The organism is Shinella yambaruensis, assembly GCF_022899355.1.
Lineage (GTDB): Bacteria > Pseudomonadota > Alphaproteobacteria > Rhizobiales > Rhizobiaceae > Shinella > Shinella yambaruensis.
Window position 1 is genome coordinate 305,193 of record NZ_JALJCK010000005.1, and the last position, 14,780, is coordinate 319,972.

Here is a 14,780-nt window from a genome sequence, read left to right on the forward strand (position 1 = left end):
ATCGGTTCATACTTAACAAAAGTCAAAACAGTACAACTGTTCCAATCCGTAACAAAAATTCCGCTCAACTTGTGCGCATCACCACGCTCAGAGCGTCAGGGCCTTGAGGTCCGTCGCGGGGTCCTCCAGGGCGGCGCGCTCGGGCGTGCGGCCCATCTCGATCAGCTTCTTGCCGACCACATAGGCCTTGGCATCGTTGACCGCGTCGACGGCGATCAGCCTGCCCGCGCGGAAGTACCAGACGGAGACGCTGCCCTCGCGCGCGCCGGGGCGCACGAAGGTATCGTCGAACCCCATGCAGAAGCCGGCGATCTGCAGCTTGACGTCATACTGGTCGGACCAGAACCAGGGTTTCGGCTCGTAGGGCAGATCGCCGCCGGCGATGACCGCGGCGGCGGCCTCCGCCTGGTCGACGGCATTCTGCACGGATTCGAGCCGCACGCGGTTGCCTTCGAAAGGCAGCACCGCGCAGTCGCCCATGGCGAAGATCGCCGGGTCGGAGGTGCGGGCATGGGCATCGACGACGATGCCGTTTGCGACCTCCAGCCCGGCATCGCGCGCAAGCCTGTCGTTCGCCGCAACGCCGATGCCGGCGATCACCACGTCGACGGGCAGCACGAAGCCGTCGGAAAGTTCCGCGCCGGTGACGCGGCCGTTTTCGCCGAGGAGCCGGACGAGGCCGGTCTTTTCCCGCACATCGACGCCGCGCGCCGTGTGGATCGCCTTGAGGATCGTGGCGGTCGCGGGCGAGGCGACGCGGGCAAGGATGCGGTCGGCCATCTCGATGACCGTGACATGCAGCCCCCTGCCCCGCGCGACCGCCGCCGCTTCGAGGCCGATATAGCCGCCGCCGACGACGAGCGCCCGGCGGCCCTCCTGCATTTCGAGGCCGAGGCGATCGGCATCGCGGTAGTCGCGCACGGTGAAGACGCCGTCGAGGTCGCCGCCGATCTCGGCCGGCAGGCGGCGCGGCGTCGCGCCGGTGGCGAGCGCCAGAACGCCGTAGTGCAGCGTCGAGCCGTCGCTGAGCGTCACCGTCCTTGCGGCGCGGTCGATGGCGGTGACTTCGGTCGAGAGGCGGATCTCGACATTGTTGTCCGCATACCAGCTTTCCGGGCGGAACATCAGCCGGCCGAGATCGGCCTCGCCGAGCAGGTATTTCTTGGAGAGCGGCGGACGCTGGTAGGGATGGCTCGCCTCGGCGGCGATGATGGTGATCGGCCGCTCGTCCTTCAGCGCGCGCAATTTGGCAACCAGGGCAAAGGCGGCCTGACCGCCGCCCGCAACAACCAGTCTTCCCGTCACGATGTCGTCCGTCCCGTCCTTGTTTTCCGAGAGGTAGCGCGCCGGAACCGGCGGCGTCAACTCATCGCCGCGCCGCCGGATTTTTCGTTTGCGTCAGGGCTTGGCGGGGATTTCGAGGCCCTTTATCGCCGCCGGGCGCGCAAGGCAGCGCTCCAGCCAGGCCATCACGGCCGGGAAGCCTGCATAGTCCAGCGCCTCGCGACCGCCATAGAAGACATCCGCGCCGCGGATCCACGGGAAGGTCGTGATGTCCGCGATGGTGTATTCGTCGCCCATGATCCACCGGCGGTCCTTCAGGCGGTCTTCGAGGATCGAGAGCAGGCGCTTGGCTTCGTCGCGGTAACGCTCGGCAGGATAGGGATTGTTGGCCACCTTGTCGGCGGCGAACTTGTAGAAATGGCCGAACTGGCCGAACATCGGCCCGACGCCGCTCATCTGGAACATGACCCAGGCGAGCGTCTCGTAGCGCCCGGCGGCATCGGCCGGGATCAGCTTGCCGGTCTTTTCGGCGAGATAGACGAGGATCGCGCCCGATTCGAAGAGGCCGATCGGCTTGCCGTCCGGGCCGTCCGGATCGATGATCGCGGGAATGCGGCCGTTCGGGTTCAGCGAGATGAAGTCCGGCGACTTGACGCCCTCGGGCCCGAACTCGATCCGGTGCGCCTCATAGGGCAGGCCGAGCTCCTCCAGCGCGATCGACACCTTCACGCCGTTCGGCGTCGGCAGCGAATAGAGCTGGATGATATCGGGGTTCCTGGCGGGCCACTTCTTGGTGACGGGGAAGGCGGAAAGGTCGGACAAGGCGGGCTCCTTCTGAGTTAGATCAAGGATATAGGAGCCGTATCGCCTGCCCGCAAGCAGGAGCCTGGCGGTGAATCATCCGGATTTCCGCGCCAGCCAGACCGTCGCGCCGCCACAATCCGGATCCTCCCGCCGGTGCTCCACGACGGCAAAGCCGTTTGCCGCCAGAAGCTCCCGGTACTCCGCACCGCCGAGGCTGGCATGGTAGAGCGGCTCGCCCTGGAAGGTGCCGACGACGACACCCTGCGATGGGCCCGACGTGAACAGCAGCATCGCGCCCGGTGCGGCCATGGCAGCAAAACGGGGAAACATCGCCCGCTGGTCCTGCGGCGTCAGGTGGAAGAAGCTGTGCCAGGCCAGAATGCCGGCGAAGGTCTTGCCAGGGGCAAAGCCGCGCATGTCGGCGACGTACCAGTCATGGGCGGGATGGCGCGCTCGGCAGAGGCCGACCAGCGTTTGCGATGCATCGACGCCCGTGACGGCAAAGCCGCGTGTGATGAGGCTCGCGGCCAGCGGCGCGGTGAAGCGGTCGAGCCATGGCTTCTCGGAGAGATCGCGGCCGCGGATACGGTCGAAGGCGTCCGCATGGCGCTCGTAAAGGCCGGCAATGCGGTCCGCCTCGTCCATCTCAGAGCGCTTTGCGCACCGCCTGGACGATCTCGGCGACGACGGGATCGCCCTCATGTTCTTCCTTGCGGGCGCGCACGAGGCAGGCCTCGGACTTGAGGATGACGCCGTCCGAGAGGATCTTCAGGTGGTTGGCCGTCAGCGTCGAGCCGGTCGAGGTGATGTCGACGATGATGTCGGCCGAGCCCGAGGCCGGCGCACCCTCGGTCGCCCCGAGGCTCTCGACGATGCGGTAGAGCTGGATGCCGTGGTTGCCGGAGAAGAACTGCTGCGTGAGGCGCCAGTATTTCGTGGCGATGGTGAGCCGCCGGCCGTGGCGGGCGCGGAAATCCTGGGCGACGTCGCCGAGATCGGCCATCGTGTCGACATCCAGCCAGATTTCCGGCACGGCGACGACGACATCCGCATGGCCGAAGCCGAGGCGGGCGCAGAATTCGACGCGGGCATCCGCCTCCGCCAGCCCCTCGCGCACCAGGTCCTCGCCGGTCACGCCAAAATCGACGGTGCCGTTGGCGATCTCGCGGGAGATCTCGGAGGCCGAGAGGAAGGCGATCTCGATGTCGTCGCGCCCCTCGACGCGGCCACGATAGGAGCGGTCGTTGCCGACGGCGACGACGGAGAAACCGGCGCGGGCGAGCACGGCGGAGCTGTCCTCCTTCATGCGCCCCTTGGAGGGAAGGCCGATGGTGATGGTCATGCGGCAGCTCCCTTCACGCCCGCGATACGGTCGAGCCAGAGCGAGAAGCCGACGGCCGGAATGCGCTCCCTCGCACCGAGCAGGGTCAAGAGCCGGTCGAAGCGGCCGCCGCCGGCAAGCACCAGGCTCTCCCCGGCCGGCGCGATCTCGAAGACGAGGCCGGTATAATAATCGAGCGGGCGGCCGAAGGCGGCGCGATAGGTGATCGTCGCCGGATCGACGCCCGTCGCGCTTAGCGCCGCGACGCGGCTTTCGAAGCGCGCGAGCGCCGCGCCGAGCGAAAGGCCGGCCTTTCCGGCGAAGGCGGCGAGCGCCCCGGGCGCCTCGGCAAGGCTCAGCTCCAGCGCCAGGAACTCCCTGAGGAGCGCCAGCGTGCGGGCATCGAGCCGCGTGTTGGCCAGTTCCATCTTCTCGCGCAGGCGCCGGGCGATATCGGCCGGGCTGCGGCTGGCATTGGTGGAATAGCCGGTTGCCTCCATCGTCGCGTCGATATGGGCGATCAGCGTCGCCTCGTCGTCGAGCTTGCCGAGAATGGCGAGGCGGTCGACCTCCGGGCCGAAGACGCCGTCGCGCGCCGGATTGGAGAGGTCGTCCATCAGCCGCTGCAGCTGCGCCTGGTTGCCGAAGGCATGGACGAGCCGCTTCTGCCAGCCGGCGGGAAGACCACAGGCCGCCACCACGGCTTCGAAGACCGACTGGTCGCCGAGCACCACGGAGAAGGCCACGCCCGGCAGGCGATTCTTCAAGACGGTCAGCGCGTCACGCACGGCGCGCGCATCGGCCCTTGCGACGTCCGGCTCGCCGAGATCCTCGATGCCGGCCTGGTAGAACTCGTTCGAGCCCTCGCGGCGCTGGCGGAACACCTCGCCGAGATAGGCGTAGCGCTTGGGCGTGCCCGTCGCCGTCTCGATATGGCGCAGGCAGACGGGAATGGTGAATTCGGGCCGGAGGCACAGGCTCTTGCCGGTCTCGCTCTCCGTCAGGAAGATGCGCCGGCGCAGGTCCTCGCCCGCCATGTCGAGAAAGGGTTCGGCCGGCTGGATGACCGGCGTGTCGACACGCTCCGTACCGAGACGTTCGAGATCGGCGATGAGATCGGGCGCGAAAGCGGGGAGGTTGACTAGAGGCATGGAAACACCTCCGGTCGTGGGGAGGCACACCCCCCTCTGGCCTGCCGGCCATCTCCCCCACAAGGGGGGAGATCGGCTGGCCATATCGGCATTGCCCAAAGTGAAGCGTTAGAGATGGGCGAAACGGTGCAACAATTTGATCTCCCCCCCTGTGGGGGAGATGGCCGGCAGGCCAGAGGGGGGTGGAACCGCGCGCTCATCGCCGTCAGCCGGCCCGCGCCCGGTCTTCGGCCTGGGCGTCGAGGATTTCGCGAACCCTGGCGACGAGTTCGGCCTCCGGCACGGAGACCTGCGCCACGCGGGCCTCGCGCCAGGCGATGTTGTCCTCGATCTCGCCGGAAAGGCGCTTGCCCTCGATCAGGTCCTTGATCTGCACGAGGCCTTCGGCGCGCTCGTCGCCGCCCTGGATGATCGCGACGGGGGCGCCGCGGCGGTCGGCATATTTGAGCTGATTGCCGAACTTCTTCCAGTTGCCCTGGTACATTTCGGCGCGGATGCCGGCGGCGCGCAGCTCCTGCGTGAAACGCTGGTAGCGGCCCATGCTCTCGATGTCGCCGTCCATGACCGTGACGAGCACGGGGGCGACGACCTCGTCCTGGCCGAGCTTGCCGAGATTCTTCAGCGCCGTCATCAGGCGCGAGACGCCGATGGAAAAGCCGGTGGCCGGCACGGGCTGGCCCATGAAGCGGGAAACGAGGCCGTCATAACGGCCGCCGCCGCCGACGGAGCCGAAGACGACCTTCTCGCCCTTCTCGTTGGTGACGGCGAACTGCAGCTCGGCCTCGAAGACCGGGCCGGTGTAATATTCGAGACCGCGCACGCAGGAGGGATCGACCTTGATGCGGCCGGCATCATAGCCCGCGCTGGCGACGAGTTTCGCGATCTGCTCGAGTTCCTGCACGCCTTCACGGGCACGCTCGTTCTGCCCGAAGCGACGGTCGAGCGAAGCGACGGTCTCCAGATTGTCGCCGAAGGACGAGGTGTCGAGCACGCCGACCAGCAGCTCGATGCCGGCGGGATCGAGGCCGACGCCCTTGGTGAAATCGCCGCTTTCGTCCTTGCGCCCCGCGCCGAGAAGCTCGCGGACGCCTGGAATGCCGAACTTGTCGAACTTGTCGAGCGCGCGCAGGGCATTCAGCCGGCGCGCCGTATTCTCCTCGCCGCCAAGGCCGACGACCTCCAGCATGCCGTCCAGAACCTTGCGGTTGTTGACGCGGATGACGTAGTCGCCGCGGGCGATGCCGAGGGCTTCCATCGTATCGGCGAACATCATGCACATTTCGGCGTCCGCCTGAACGCCGGCCGCGCCCACCGTATCGGCATCGAACTGCATGAACTGGCGGAAGCGGCCCGGGCCCGGCTTCTCGTTGCGGAAGACGTATCCGGCGCGGTAGGTGCGGTAGGGCAGCTGGATCTCGTTGAAATTCTCCGCGACATGGCGGGCAAGCGGCGCCGTCAGGTCGTAGCGCAGGCTCATCCACTGATCGTCGTCGTCCTGCAACGAGAAGACGCCCTCGTTCGGGCGGTCGCTGTCCGGCAGGAACTTGCCGAGCGCGTCGGTATATTCGAAAAGCGGGGTTTCGACCGGGTCGAAGCCGTAGTGCTCGTAGACCGCACGGATCTTCGCGGTCATTTCGGTGAGGGCGCGGATGTCCGCGGCGTCACGGTCGACGAAGCCGCGCGGCAGGCGGGCCTTCAGCTTCTGCGGTTTTTTCTGCTTTTCGCTCATCGGGATACCCGAAATTCCTGTATTTCCGTTGCGGTTTCCCTAGCGGATTGGACGGGCAGCGGCAAGGGCGGAAGCGCCCCGGTATCCCGGCCGGGGCGACAGCATGGCCCAACCGCGCACGACGACGGCGCAAGCCATGGATGCCGCGGCGGCGCAGGCGCTGGGAGAGGCGGCGGCGGCAACGCGACCTTCCGCTTCGCCAGGATCGCCCGCCCGGCCAGCCAGAGACGGCCGGCGGTCCGATCCGGGGCACGCTCGCGGTGGCGCGCCGGCCAAGCAAATGGACGCGGAAGGGCCGGACGTTCCCGACCGGCCCTTTCCTTTTGCTCGCGGGCCGCCTATCTGTTGGCGCATGAGGCAGATCCTCTTCGTCTTCGCCATTCTGGGCGCCGCGCTCTCCGGCTGGGTGCCGGTGGCCGCGGCGGCGCTGCATGGCGCGCAGCCTTCCGGCCTGCATGCCATGCACACGTCGGGCAGCGACGAGGCCGGCGGCGACCACGACACGTCGAAGCGCGCCGCCCATCCGCTTGCCTGTTCCGCCTGCTTCGCCATAGAGGCCGTGCGCCTCGAGCCGGCGGCGCGCACGGTCGGTGTTTCGGACCGGTTGTCCGCCGTCGTGCCGCAGCTTGCCGGCCTCGCCCACCGGCCGCTCGATCCGCCTCCCCGGTCCTGACGCCCGCCTATCCGGACGCCCCGCGCCCGGCTATCGACACCCTTCAGAACTGGAAAAGACAATGAACGCAAAGACCCTGTTTCTCGGCGCAGCCCTCGCGCTCGCCGTCACCCTGCCGGCAACAGCCCAGGAGGCCGACCATTCCGCCCATCAGGGCATGGCGATGGAGACGCCGGCCGGACAAAGCCCCTCCACCGAGGCCTTCATCGCGGCCAACACGAAAATGCATGAAGGCATGGCCATCGACTTCACCGGCAATGCCGACGAAGACTTCGTGCGCGGCATGATCGCCCATCACCAAGGGGCTATCGACATGGCGAAGATCGAGCTGCAATACGGCAAGGACGAAAGCCTTCGCAAGCTCGCCGAGGACATCATCACCGCCCAGGAGGGCGAGATCCGGATGATGGAAGACTGGCTGGCGAAGAACGCCAAGTAGACCGGCCGGCAGAACAGCAGAGGCCCGCCGGAACGCCGGCGGGCCTCTGCACATCCCCATTCATCTGCGCTTATTCGGCCGCCGGATTGCGGTGGACCGCCGACGCCTCGACCAGCGAGGCCGCGATGGCGCGGGCCATCAGCAGCGTCGTTTCGCGAATTTCGGTGTTGCTGCCGCTTCTTGCCGACCGGATCAGGCGAAAGCCCTCCCGGAGCATGATCTCCTGCGCCTTGTCACAGGCCCAGCCTTCAAGTCGAGAATCGTCCATTGCAGGTGTGCTCGCCGCCATTTGTCCCCCATGCCAAATCATTCAGCACAAAGCGGCGCTTCACGACCACGCACGCGTACGCCGACCCCAGAACTTGCGATGTATGATTTTGCCGCTCAACCTTAAGCTACATGATTCGTTGTAGAATCAAAGCTGTATTTGTGGCGGCAAGACGCGAATTATGGCCGTTCGAGCCGATTTCTCTTCTCTTCGACTTCGGCGCGGCAAAAGCATCCTTCCACATGGTCGTTGACGAGGCCCATGGCCTGCATGAAGGCATAGACGGTGGTGGGGCCGACGAAGGTCCAGCCGCGCTTCTTCAGGTCCTTGGAAAGCCGGACGGAGGTGGGCGTCGTCGGGTTGGCGACGATCGTCTCCCAGTCGACCCGCGCCGGCCGCTCGTCCGGGCCCGGCTCGAAGCTCCAGAAGTAGCGGGCGAGCGTGCCGAACTCGTCGCGCAGCGCCTGCGCCCGGCGGGCATTGTTGATCGTCGAGACGATCTTGCCGCGATGGCGCACGATGCCGGGATCGGCAAGGCAGCGGACGATGTCGTCGTCGCCGAAGCCGGCGACCTTGTCGAAATCGAAGCCGGCGAAGGCGGCGCGGAAGCCCTCGCGCTTGCGCAGGATGGTGAGCCAGGACAGGCCCGACTGGAAGCCTTCGAGGCAGATCTTCTCGAAGAGGCGGTGGTCGCTGACGACGGGATGGCCCCATTCCGCATCATGGTAGCGGCGGTAGTCGTCGAGATTGCCGTGCCAGGCGCACCGCACCCGTCCGTCGTCGCCTTCCAGAAGTCCCTTTGCCATGACCGCGCCCTCCGTTTCCTTTTTGTTCCGCTTTACCACTCATCAACCACATTTGGAAAGCCGGCAATAACCCTACCCAAAGCTTTATCGGCATCGTCGATATCGAATGAACGTCCGTTTACCATTCGCTTCATCGCAGGGTGCAAGCATTCCCGCCGAACCCGCGCCGAATTTTCAGAGTTTCGCGGCGCATCCCGGTGACGATCAGTAGCGAGTACGTCCGATGTTGATACGAGTTCTCCTGGCAACGACCCTTCTGTGCACGACCACCGCGGCACATGCGAGCGAGCGCTACATGAGCCGACCGCCGGTCATCGTCAGCCCCGACCTTACCGCGCCCTGGCTGATGCAGCTCACCGGCGAGGGCGTGCAGCCCGCCGTCAACACCCGCCGCATCATCCAGCGCCAGAAGGTGCAGCAGCGCCGCGTCCTGCGCCGCGAGGGCGCGGCCCGCGTGCAGCAGGTCTCGGCGACCGGCACGGCGCGCAATCCGGTCAAGTCGAAGTTCGACCCGATGTACCTGCCGCAGCTCGTCGACTATGAAAGCGGGCACAAGCCCGGCACCATCGTCATCGACACCAACAACCGCTTCCTCTACCTCGTCCTGAAGGACGGCAAGGCGCGGCGCTACGGCGTCGGCGTCGGCAAGCCGGGCTTCGAATGGGCCGGCGCCCACACGATCACCCGCAAGGCCGAATGGCCGAGCTGGACGCCGCCGAAGGAGATGATCGCCCGCGAGGCCGCCAAGGGCCATTACCTGCCGGCCTTCATGGAAGGCGGGCCGGAAAACCCGCTCGGCTCGCGCGCCATGTATCTCGGCTCGACGCTCTACCGCATCCACGGCACCAACGCGCCCTGGACGATCGGCTATGCGGTTTCCTCCGGCTGCATCCGCATGCGCAACGAAGATGTCGTCGACCTCTACGAGCGCGTGAAGGTGGGCACGAAGGTCATCGTGATCTGATTTTGTGGTCTTGGCGCCACAAGGCCCCGAAGAAATCCGCCTTCACAATCGTCTTACTGTCCGCAAGCCGGCTTGAAATCGGTCGAGAGTCGGCTAGCCTCGCAGAATTGAGGATTGAGAGGGACTATACCATGCGGAAATACGCATCGATCTTGCTGGCCGCGACCGTCGCGGCCACGGCGATCATGCCGGTCTCGTCGGCGAATGCCTTCCCCGCGGCCCGCACGGGCGACCGGGTCGAGACGGCCTCCGACGTGACGCTCGTCGCCCAGCCGAGCAAGAAGCAGGTCGCGGCGAAGTACAAGCGCACCAAGGTGCGCTTCGTCACCGACCAGGCGCCGGGCACCGTCATCGTCGATACGAACAACAAGTATCTCTACTATGTCGAGGGCAACAACAAGGCGACACGCTACGGCATCGGCGTCGGCCGCGACGGCTTCGGCTGGTCGGGCGTGGTGAAGGTCGGCCGCAAGGCCGAATGGCCGAGCTGGACGCCGCCGGCCGAGATGCGCCGCCGCGAGGCCAAGAAGGGCCGCATCCTGCCCGTCACCCAGGCCGGCGGCGAGGACAACCCGCTCGGCGCGCGCGCGCTCTACCTCTTCAAGGGCGGCCGCGATACGATCTTCCGCATCCACGGCACGAACCAGCCCTGGACGATCGGCCAGAACATGTCGTCGGGCTGCATCCGCATGATGAACAAGGACGTGGAGCATCTCTATGCCCGCGCCGACATCGGCACCAAGGTCATCGTCGTCGGCCCCGGCAACCGCCAGGGCAGCGTGAGCTACAACGACAAGGGTGTCGACTTCTTCGGCAACCTCTTCGGCTTCGGCGGCTGATCAACCACCCGCCGCAGATCGCCCGGACGCCGGCCTTGCGCCGGCGTCATTTGGCGGGAGACCTTGCTCCAACCTCTCTTCCGTCATCCTCGGGCTCGACCCGAGGACCCATGCCACAAAGCAAAGCCACGCCGTGGCGCGTGGATCCTCGGGTCAAGCCCGAGGATGACGATAAACCGGAAATGCTCTAGATTCTTGTTTTTTCTGCATTATCCGACACCGAAGCGAAGTCGCTTCGGTTGGAAATGCTCTGGCAATCCGGGGGCGAAGCGGCTGTTCCGCGCGTGACAGCCTCAGGAAAGCACGGCCGGCTTCGTTCCGCCATAGGCCCAGTCGATGAGTTCCACCGTGTGCAGGATCGGGATGGCCGTGCCCGTCGCGATCTGGGTGATGCAGCCGATATTGCCGGTGGCGATGATGTCCGGCTTGGTCGCCTCAATGTTCCTGACCTTGCGCGCCTTCAGCTTGCCGGAAATCTCCGGCTGGAGGATGTTGTAGGTGCCGGCCGAACCGCAGCACAGGTGCCCTTCCGCCGGATCGCGCACCGCAAAGCCCGCCTTCTTCAAGAGCACCTTCGGCGCGATGGTGATCTTCTGGCCGTGCTGCATGGAACAGGCCGAGTGGTAGGCGACCGTGAGCCCCCTCGCCTCCTGTTGCGGCAGGTCGAGTGTCGTAAGATATTCGGTAATGTCCTTGGCAAGGGCGGAGACCCGCGCGGCCTTCTCCGCATAGGCCGGGTCGAGGCGCAGCATGAAGCCGTAGTCCTTGATCGTCGTGCCGCAGCCCGAGGCGGTGATGATGATCGCGTCGAGCCCGTCCTTCTCGATCTCGCCGAGCCAGACGTCGACATTGCGCCGCGCCGCCTCCAGCGCCTGCGCCTCGCGGCCCATATGATGGACGAGCGAGCCGCAGCAGACCTCGCCCGCCGGCGCCACGACCTCGACGCCGAGGCGGGTGAGGAGGCGGATCGTCGCCGCGTTGATCTCCGGCTTCAGCACCGGCTGGGCGCAGCCGGTGAGGATCGCAACCCGCCCGCGGCGCGGACCGGCGGCCGGATACGTGCCCGGCCCCGCCTCGCCCGCGGCCTTCGGCAGGGAGCGAGGCGCAAGGTCCAGCATGGCGCCGAAGGGTTCGAGCGGCTTGAAGCGCTTGAGCAGGCCGGCAAAGGGCCGGCCGAGCGCGGCCGCCTTCAGCGCCAGGCGGAAGCGGCCCGGATAGGGCAGCACGGCCGCGAGGACGCCCCGCGTCAGCCGGTTCCAGAACGGGCGCCTGTAGGTCGCCTCGATATGCATGCGGGCATGGTCGACGAGATGCATGTAGTCGACGCCGGAGGGACAGGTCGTCGTGCAGGAGAGGCAGGAGAGGCAGCGGTCGATATGGGTCACCACCTCCGCATCCGCCGGCCGGCCGTTCTCCAGCATGTCCTTGATGAGGTAGATGCGGCCGCGCGGGCTGTCGAGCTCGTTGCCCAGCGTCACATAGGTGGGACAGGTGGCGGTGCAGAAGCCGCAATGCACGCATTTGCGGAGAATCTTCTCCGATGTCGCGACATGCGGATCGGCAAGCTGCTCGGGAGTGAAGTTGGTCTGCATCAGCGGGCGTCCTTCTCATGCCGGCCTGTGTGGCGCAGCCCCTCACCTGCCTGCCGGCATCCTCTCCCCGTAAACGGGGCGAGGAGGGATGGGCTCACCGTTTTCCTCCTTCTCCCCGCTTGCGGGGAGAAGGTCCCGGCAGGGGGATGAGGGGCAGTGACAACATCGATCATTTCCCGATCACCCCACCATTCGCGACACGAACAACCCCGCCGGATCGAAGCTCGCCTTCACCCTTGCGGAAAGCGCCGCCACCGCCTCGGCCTGCGGCTCGAAGACGGCGGTCGCCGCCAGCACCTCCGGCCGCGCCCGCAGCAGCGTCGCATGCCCGCCGCCGACGGCCTTGACGTAGCGGCGCAAGAGCGCGGCCTCGGGATCGGCCTCCATGCGCAGCCAGACGAGGCCGCCCTGCCAGTCGTAGAAGGCATCGACGCCGGCTTCGAGGCGGAGCGCGGCGACGAGCTGGTGGCCGGCGGTGGGCGCGATGGAGACGCGCCAGAGCGGACGGGGCGTGCCATCGGCATAGGGCGCGACGTCGCGGATCTCGCGCCAGAGGCGCGCCGTCGTCTCCGCATCGAGATGCGTCACGGCGCCGAAGCGGGCCATGCTGGCGGCGAGCTTCTGACTGCGCACGGCGACGGAGGCGGCGAGGCCCTCGAGGCGCAGCACGGTGGCCGTCCCGTCCGGCAGTGCGCCGCCGGCGAACCGGCCACGCACGCTTTCCGGCAGGTGAGCAGCACCGGAGACCTCGACGGACATCGCCATAGCCGTCGCCATGGCAGCGGCAGCCTCCGCGTCGTTGAGACCGGAGACGACGATGGTGGTCGCCGTTTCCGGCACCGGCAGCAGGCGGAAGGTGACCTCCGTCATGAGCGCCAGAGCACCGTGCGAGCCGGCGAGCAGCTTGACGAGGTCAAGGCCGGTGACATTCTTCATCACCCGGCCGCCAGCCTTCACCACCTCGCCCCTGCCGTTGACGAAGCGCACGCCGAGCAGGCTGTCGCGCGCGGCACCGGCGACGAAGCGGCGCGGGCCGGAGGCATTGGTGGCGAAGACGCCGCCGATGGTGGGAATGCCGGAAGAGCCGAGCGCGCCGCGCAGGTCGCAGGGCTCGAAGGCGAGCATCTGGCGCTTTTCGGCAAGCGCCGCCTCCACGACCTCCAGCGGCGTGCCGGCGCGGGCGGTCATGGTCATCTCGGCCGGATTATAGGCGACGATGCCGGCAAGGCCGCGCGTCGAGAGCGTCTCGGCCCCGTCCGGCGCGGCGGCAAGGCCGCGCGTGCCGCCGCCGCGGATGGCAAGCGGCGTGCGCGACAGCGCGGCGACCTGGACGAGGCGCGCAGCGGCCTCTTCGGAAAGCGGTTCGTGGATGGGGGTCATGCGGCGGGACGCCCTTCGAGCGGGAAGACCTTGGACGGGTTGAGCAGCCATTGCGGATCGAACGCCGCGCGCACGGCCATCTGCTGGGCAAGGTCGACATCGGCATATTGGTGGCGCATCAGGTCGCGCTTCTCGATGCCGACGCCGTGCTCGCCGGTGAGGCACCCGCCGGCATCGACGCAGAGCTTCAGAATGTCGTTGCCCGCCGCTTCCGCGCGCGCGGCATCCTCCGGGTCGTTGGCGTTGAAGAGGATCAGCGGATGCATGTTGCCGTCGCCGGCATGGAAGACGTTGGCGACGCGCAGGCCGTATTTCTCGACGATCTCCGCCGTGCCGCGCAGGACGTGCGGAAGCTGGCCGAGCGGCACCGTGCCGTCCATGCAGATATAGTCGGCGATGCGGCCGGTCGCGCCGAAGGCGGACTTGCGGCCCTTCCAGATCAGCGCCGCCTCCGTCGCCGACTGGCTTTCCTTGACGACCTTGACGCCGTGGCGCCGGGCGATCTCGATGATGCTGGCGAGCATCGCGTCCATCTCGGCCTCGGAACCCTCGACCTCGACGATCAGCAGCGCCTCGACATCCATCGGATAGCCGGCGCCGGCAAAGGCCTCGCAGATCTCGATCGCCGGCTTGTCCATGAACTCGATGGCGACGGGGATGATGCCCGAGCCGATGACGTCGGCGACGCAGGCGCCCGCTTCCTCCGAGCTGTCGAAGCCGAAGAGCACCGGGCGCGCGCCCTCGGGCCTGGCGATGAGCCGCACCGTCGCCTCGGTGACGATGCCGAGCTGGCCCTCGCCGCCGCAGACGACGCCGAGGAGATCGAGCCCGCCGGCATCGAGCGCCTTGCCGCCGAGCTCGACGATCGTGCCGTCGATGAGCACGAGCTTGACGCCGAGCAGGTTGTTCGTCGTCACGCCGTATTTCAGGCAGTGCGCGCCGCCGGAATTCATGCCGATATTGCCGCCGATGGTGCAGGCGAGCTGCGAGCTCGGATCGGGCGCGTAGAAATAACCGTCGGCCGTGACGGCATCGGAAATGGCGAGGTTGGTGACGCCGGCCTGCACCGTCGCAGTGCGGTTGGCGAAATCCACCTCCAGGATGCGCGCCATCTTGGAGAGGCCGACGACGACGGCATCCTCCTGCGGGATCGCGCCGCCCGAAAGCGAGGTGCCGGCGCCGCGCGGCACGACGGGCACGCCATAGCGATGGCAGTATTTCAAGACGGCGGCGACCTGCGCGGTCGTCTCCGGCAGGGCGACGGCGAGCGGCACGCGGCGATAGGACACGAAGGCATCCGTCTCGAAGGGCACGAGTTCGCGCGGCTCGTGCACCAGACAGCCCTCCGGCAGCAGATCGAGGAGGTCGGCGACGATTTCCCGCCGGCGGGCAAGCACCGCCGGCCGCGGCTCCAGGAACCCGATCTGATCCATGTCTTGGCCTCCCGCCCTAAGTGGTCTGTTTTCTTTACCACTTCCTATTGCAGGGTGCAAATGCTAAGCATTTTGTCCGTTTCGGCAAGAATGGACG

At 67.1% G+C, this 14,780-nt stretch carries 15 protein-coding genes; 4 read left to right on the forward strand and 11 right to left on the reverse strand.

Annotated features, from left to right (window positions below; genetic code table 11):
* Positions 1–87: 87 nt before the first annotated feature.
* The 6 genes from MUU56_RS14090 to hisS all read right to left on the reverse strand — a co-directional run bounded on the left by MUU56_RS14090 (position 88) and on the right by hisS (position 6,289).
* The gene (locus tag MUU56_RS14090) at positions 88–1,305 is read right to left on the reverse strand and encodes an NAD(P)/FAD-dependent oxidoreductase (RefSeq protein ID WP_244768115.1); all 1,218 of its coding nucleotides are present in this window, start codon (positions 1,303–1,305) and stop codon (positions 88–90) included.
* Between the two features lie 93 nt (positions 1,306–1,398).
* Complete coding sequence (locus MUU56_RS14095; protein WP_244767911.1) at positions 1,399–2,106, reverse strand: glutathione S-transferase C-terminal domain-containing protein; 708 nt, start codon at positions 2,104–2,106, stop codon at positions 1,399–1,401.
* A gap of 75 nt (positions 2,107–2,181) precedes the next feature.
* A complete protein-coding gene (locus MUU56_RS14100; protein WP_244767912.1) occupies positions 2,182–2,733 on the reverse strand; it encodes a class I SAM-dependent methyltransferase in 552 nt (183 codons plus the stop codon).
* Position 2,734: 1 nt separating this feature from the next.
* Positions 2,735–3,430, reverse strand: coding sequence for an ATP phosphoribosyltransferase (hisG, locus tag MUU56_RS14105; RefSeq protein ID WP_244767913.1), 696 nt, complete (start codon positions 3,428–3,430; stop codon positions 2,735–2,737).
* Complete coding sequence (locus MUU56_RS14110) at positions 3,427–4,560, reverse strand: ATP phosphoribosyltransferase regulatory subunit (protein ID WP_244767914.1); 1,134 nt, start codon at positions 4,558–4,560, stop codon at positions 3,427–3,429. Before MUU56_RS14110 ends, hisG begins: the two co-directional genes overlap by 4 nt.
* 205 nt (positions 4,561–4,765) lie before the next feature.
* Positions 4,766–6,289, reverse strand: a complete 1,524-nt coding sequence (gene hisS / locus MUU56_RS14115) for a histidine--tRNA ligase (RefSeq protein ID WP_244767915.1) — start codon at positions 6,287–6,289, stop codon at positions 4,766–4,768.
* A gap of 352 nt (positions 6,290–6,641) precedes the next feature.
* Between hisS and MUU56_RS14120 the strand changes: the two genes are divergently transcribed.
* Together MUU56_RS14120 and copM are read left to right on the forward strand one after the other, a co-directional pair.
* Entirely contained in the window at positions 6,642–6,962 is a 321-nt protein-coding gene (locus MUU56_RS14120; RefSeq protein ID WP_244767916.1) for a hypothetical protein, read from the forward strand.
* A 61-nt stretch (positions 6,963–7,023) separates the two neighbouring features.
* Positions 7,024–7,401, forward strand: coding sequence for a CopM family metallochaperone (gene copM / locus MUU56_RS14125; RefSeq protein WP_244767917.1), 378 nt, complete (start codon positions 7,024–7,026; stop codon positions 7,399–7,401).
* A gap of 70 nt (positions 7,402–7,471) precedes the next feature.
* Here the strand turns inward: copM and MUU56_RS14130 are convergent, their stop codons facing one another.
* Together MUU56_RS14130 and MUU56_RS14135 are read right to left on the reverse strand one after the other, a co-directional pair.
* Positions 7,472–7,690: a hypothetical protein gene (locus MUU56_RS14130; RefSeq protein WP_244767918.1), complete on the reverse strand. Its 219-nt coding sequence runs from the start codon at positions 7,688–7,690 to the stop codon at positions 7,472–7,474.
* 158 nt (positions 7,691–7,848) lie between these two features.
* Complete coding sequence (locus MUU56_RS14135; protein ID WP_244767919.1) at positions 7,849–8,475, reverse strand: DNA-3-methyladenine glycosylase I; 627 nt, start codon at positions 8,473–8,475, stop codon at positions 7,849–7,851.
* Between the two features lie 223 nt (positions 8,476–8,698).
* Here MUU56_RS14135 and MUU56_RS14140 point away from each other — a divergent pair, with 223 nt between their 5' ends.
* Positions 8,699–9,439, forward strand: a complete 741-nt coding sequence (locus MUU56_RS14140) for a L,D-transpeptidase (protein WP_244767920.1) — start codon at positions 8,699–8,701, stop codon at positions 9,437–9,439.
* A gap of 131 nt (positions 9,440–9,570) precedes the next feature.
* Positions 9,571–10,278: a L,D-transpeptidase gene (locus MUU56_RS14145; RefSeq protein WP_244767921.1), complete on the forward strand. Its 708-nt coding sequence runs from the start codon at positions 9,571–9,573 to the stop codon at positions 10,276–10,278.
* A 293-nt stretch (positions 10,279–10,571) separates the two neighbouring features.
* Here MUU56_RS14145 and glcF read toward each other — a convergent pair whose 3' ends face one another.
* The 3 genes from glcF to MUU56_RS14160 form a co-directional block, all read right to left on the reverse strand.
* Positions 10,572–11,870: a glycolate oxidase subunit GlcF gene (gene glcF / locus MUU56_RS14150; protein ID WP_244767922.1), complete on the reverse strand. Its 1,299-nt coding sequence runs from the start codon at positions 11,868–11,870 to the stop codon at positions 10,572–10,574.
* Between the two features lie 180 nt (positions 11,871–12,050).
* On the reverse strand, positions 12,051–13,250 hold the full coding sequence (locus tag MUU56_RS14155; protein ID WP_244767923.1) for an FAD-binding protein: 1,200 nt from the start codon (positions 13,248–13,250) through the stop codon (positions 12,051–12,053).
* Positions 13,247–14,683 carry an FAD-linked oxidase C-terminal domain-containing protein gene (locus tag MUU56_RS14160; protein WP_244767924.1) on the reverse strand — a complete coding sequence of 479 codons (1,437 nt, stop codon included), beginning with the start codon at positions 14,681–14,683 and terminating at the stop codon, positions 13,247–13,249. Before MUU56_RS14160 ends, MUU56_RS14155 begins: the two co-directional genes overlap by 4 nt.
* Between the last annotated feature and the right edge of the window lie 97 nt (positions 14,684–14,780).

Excerpts from the sequence above, each read along its gene's own strand:
- MUU56_RS14100 (WP_244767912.1), bottom strand. The coding sequence starts at position 2,733 with ATGGACGAGGCGGACCGCATTGCCGGCCTTTACGAGCGCCATGCGGAC.
- hisG (WP_244767913.1), bottom strand. The coding sequence starts at position 3,430 with ATGACCATCACCATCGGCCTTCCCTCCAAGGGGCGCATGAAGGAGGAC.
- MUU56_RS14110 (WP_244767914.1), bottom strand. The coding sequence starts at position 4,560 with ATGCCTCTAGTCAACCTCCCCGCTTTCGCGCCCGATCTCATCGCCGAT.
- hisS (WP_244767915.1), bottom strand. The coding sequence starts at position 6,289 with ATGAGCGAAAAGCAGAAAAAACCGCAGAAGCTGAAGGCCCGCCTGCCG.
- MUU56_RS14120 (WP_244767916.1), top strand. The coding sequence starts at position 6,642 with ATGAGGCAGATCCTCTTCGTCTTCGCCATTCTGGGCGCCGCGCTCTCC.
- copM (WP_244767917.1), top strand. The coding sequence starts at position 7,024 with ATGAACGCAAAGACCCTGTTTCTCGGCGCAGCCCTCGCGCTCGCCGTC.
- MUU56_RS14130 (WP_244767918.1), bottom strand. The coding sequence starts at position 7,690 with ATGGCGGCGAGCACACCTGCAATGGACGATTCTCGACTTGAAGGCTGG.
- MUU56_RS14135 (WP_244767919.1), bottom strand. The coding sequence starts at position 8,475 with ATGGCAAAGGGACTTCTGGAAGGCGACGACGGACGGGTGCGGTGCGCC.
- MUU56_RS14140 (WP_244767920.1), top strand. The coding sequence starts at position 8,699 with ATGTTGATACGAGTTCTCCTGGCAACGACCCTTCTGTGCACGACCACC.
- MUU56_RS14145 (WP_244767921.1), top strand. The coding sequence starts at position 9,571 with ATGCGGAAATACGCATCGATCTTGCTGGCCGCGACCGTCGCGGCCACG.
- glcF (WP_244767922.1), bottom strand. The coding sequence starts at position 11,870 with ATGCAGACCAACTTCACTCCCGAGCAGCTTGCCGATCCGCATGTCGCG.
- MUU56_RS14155 (WP_244767923.1), bottom strand. The coding sequence starts at position 13,250 with ATGACCCCCATCCACGAACCGCTTTCCGAAGAGGCCGCTGCGCGCCTC.
- MUU56_RS14160 (WP_244767924.1), bottom strand. The coding sequence starts at position 14,683 with ATGGATCAGATCGGGTTCCTGGAGCCGCGGCCGGCGGTGCTTGCCCGC.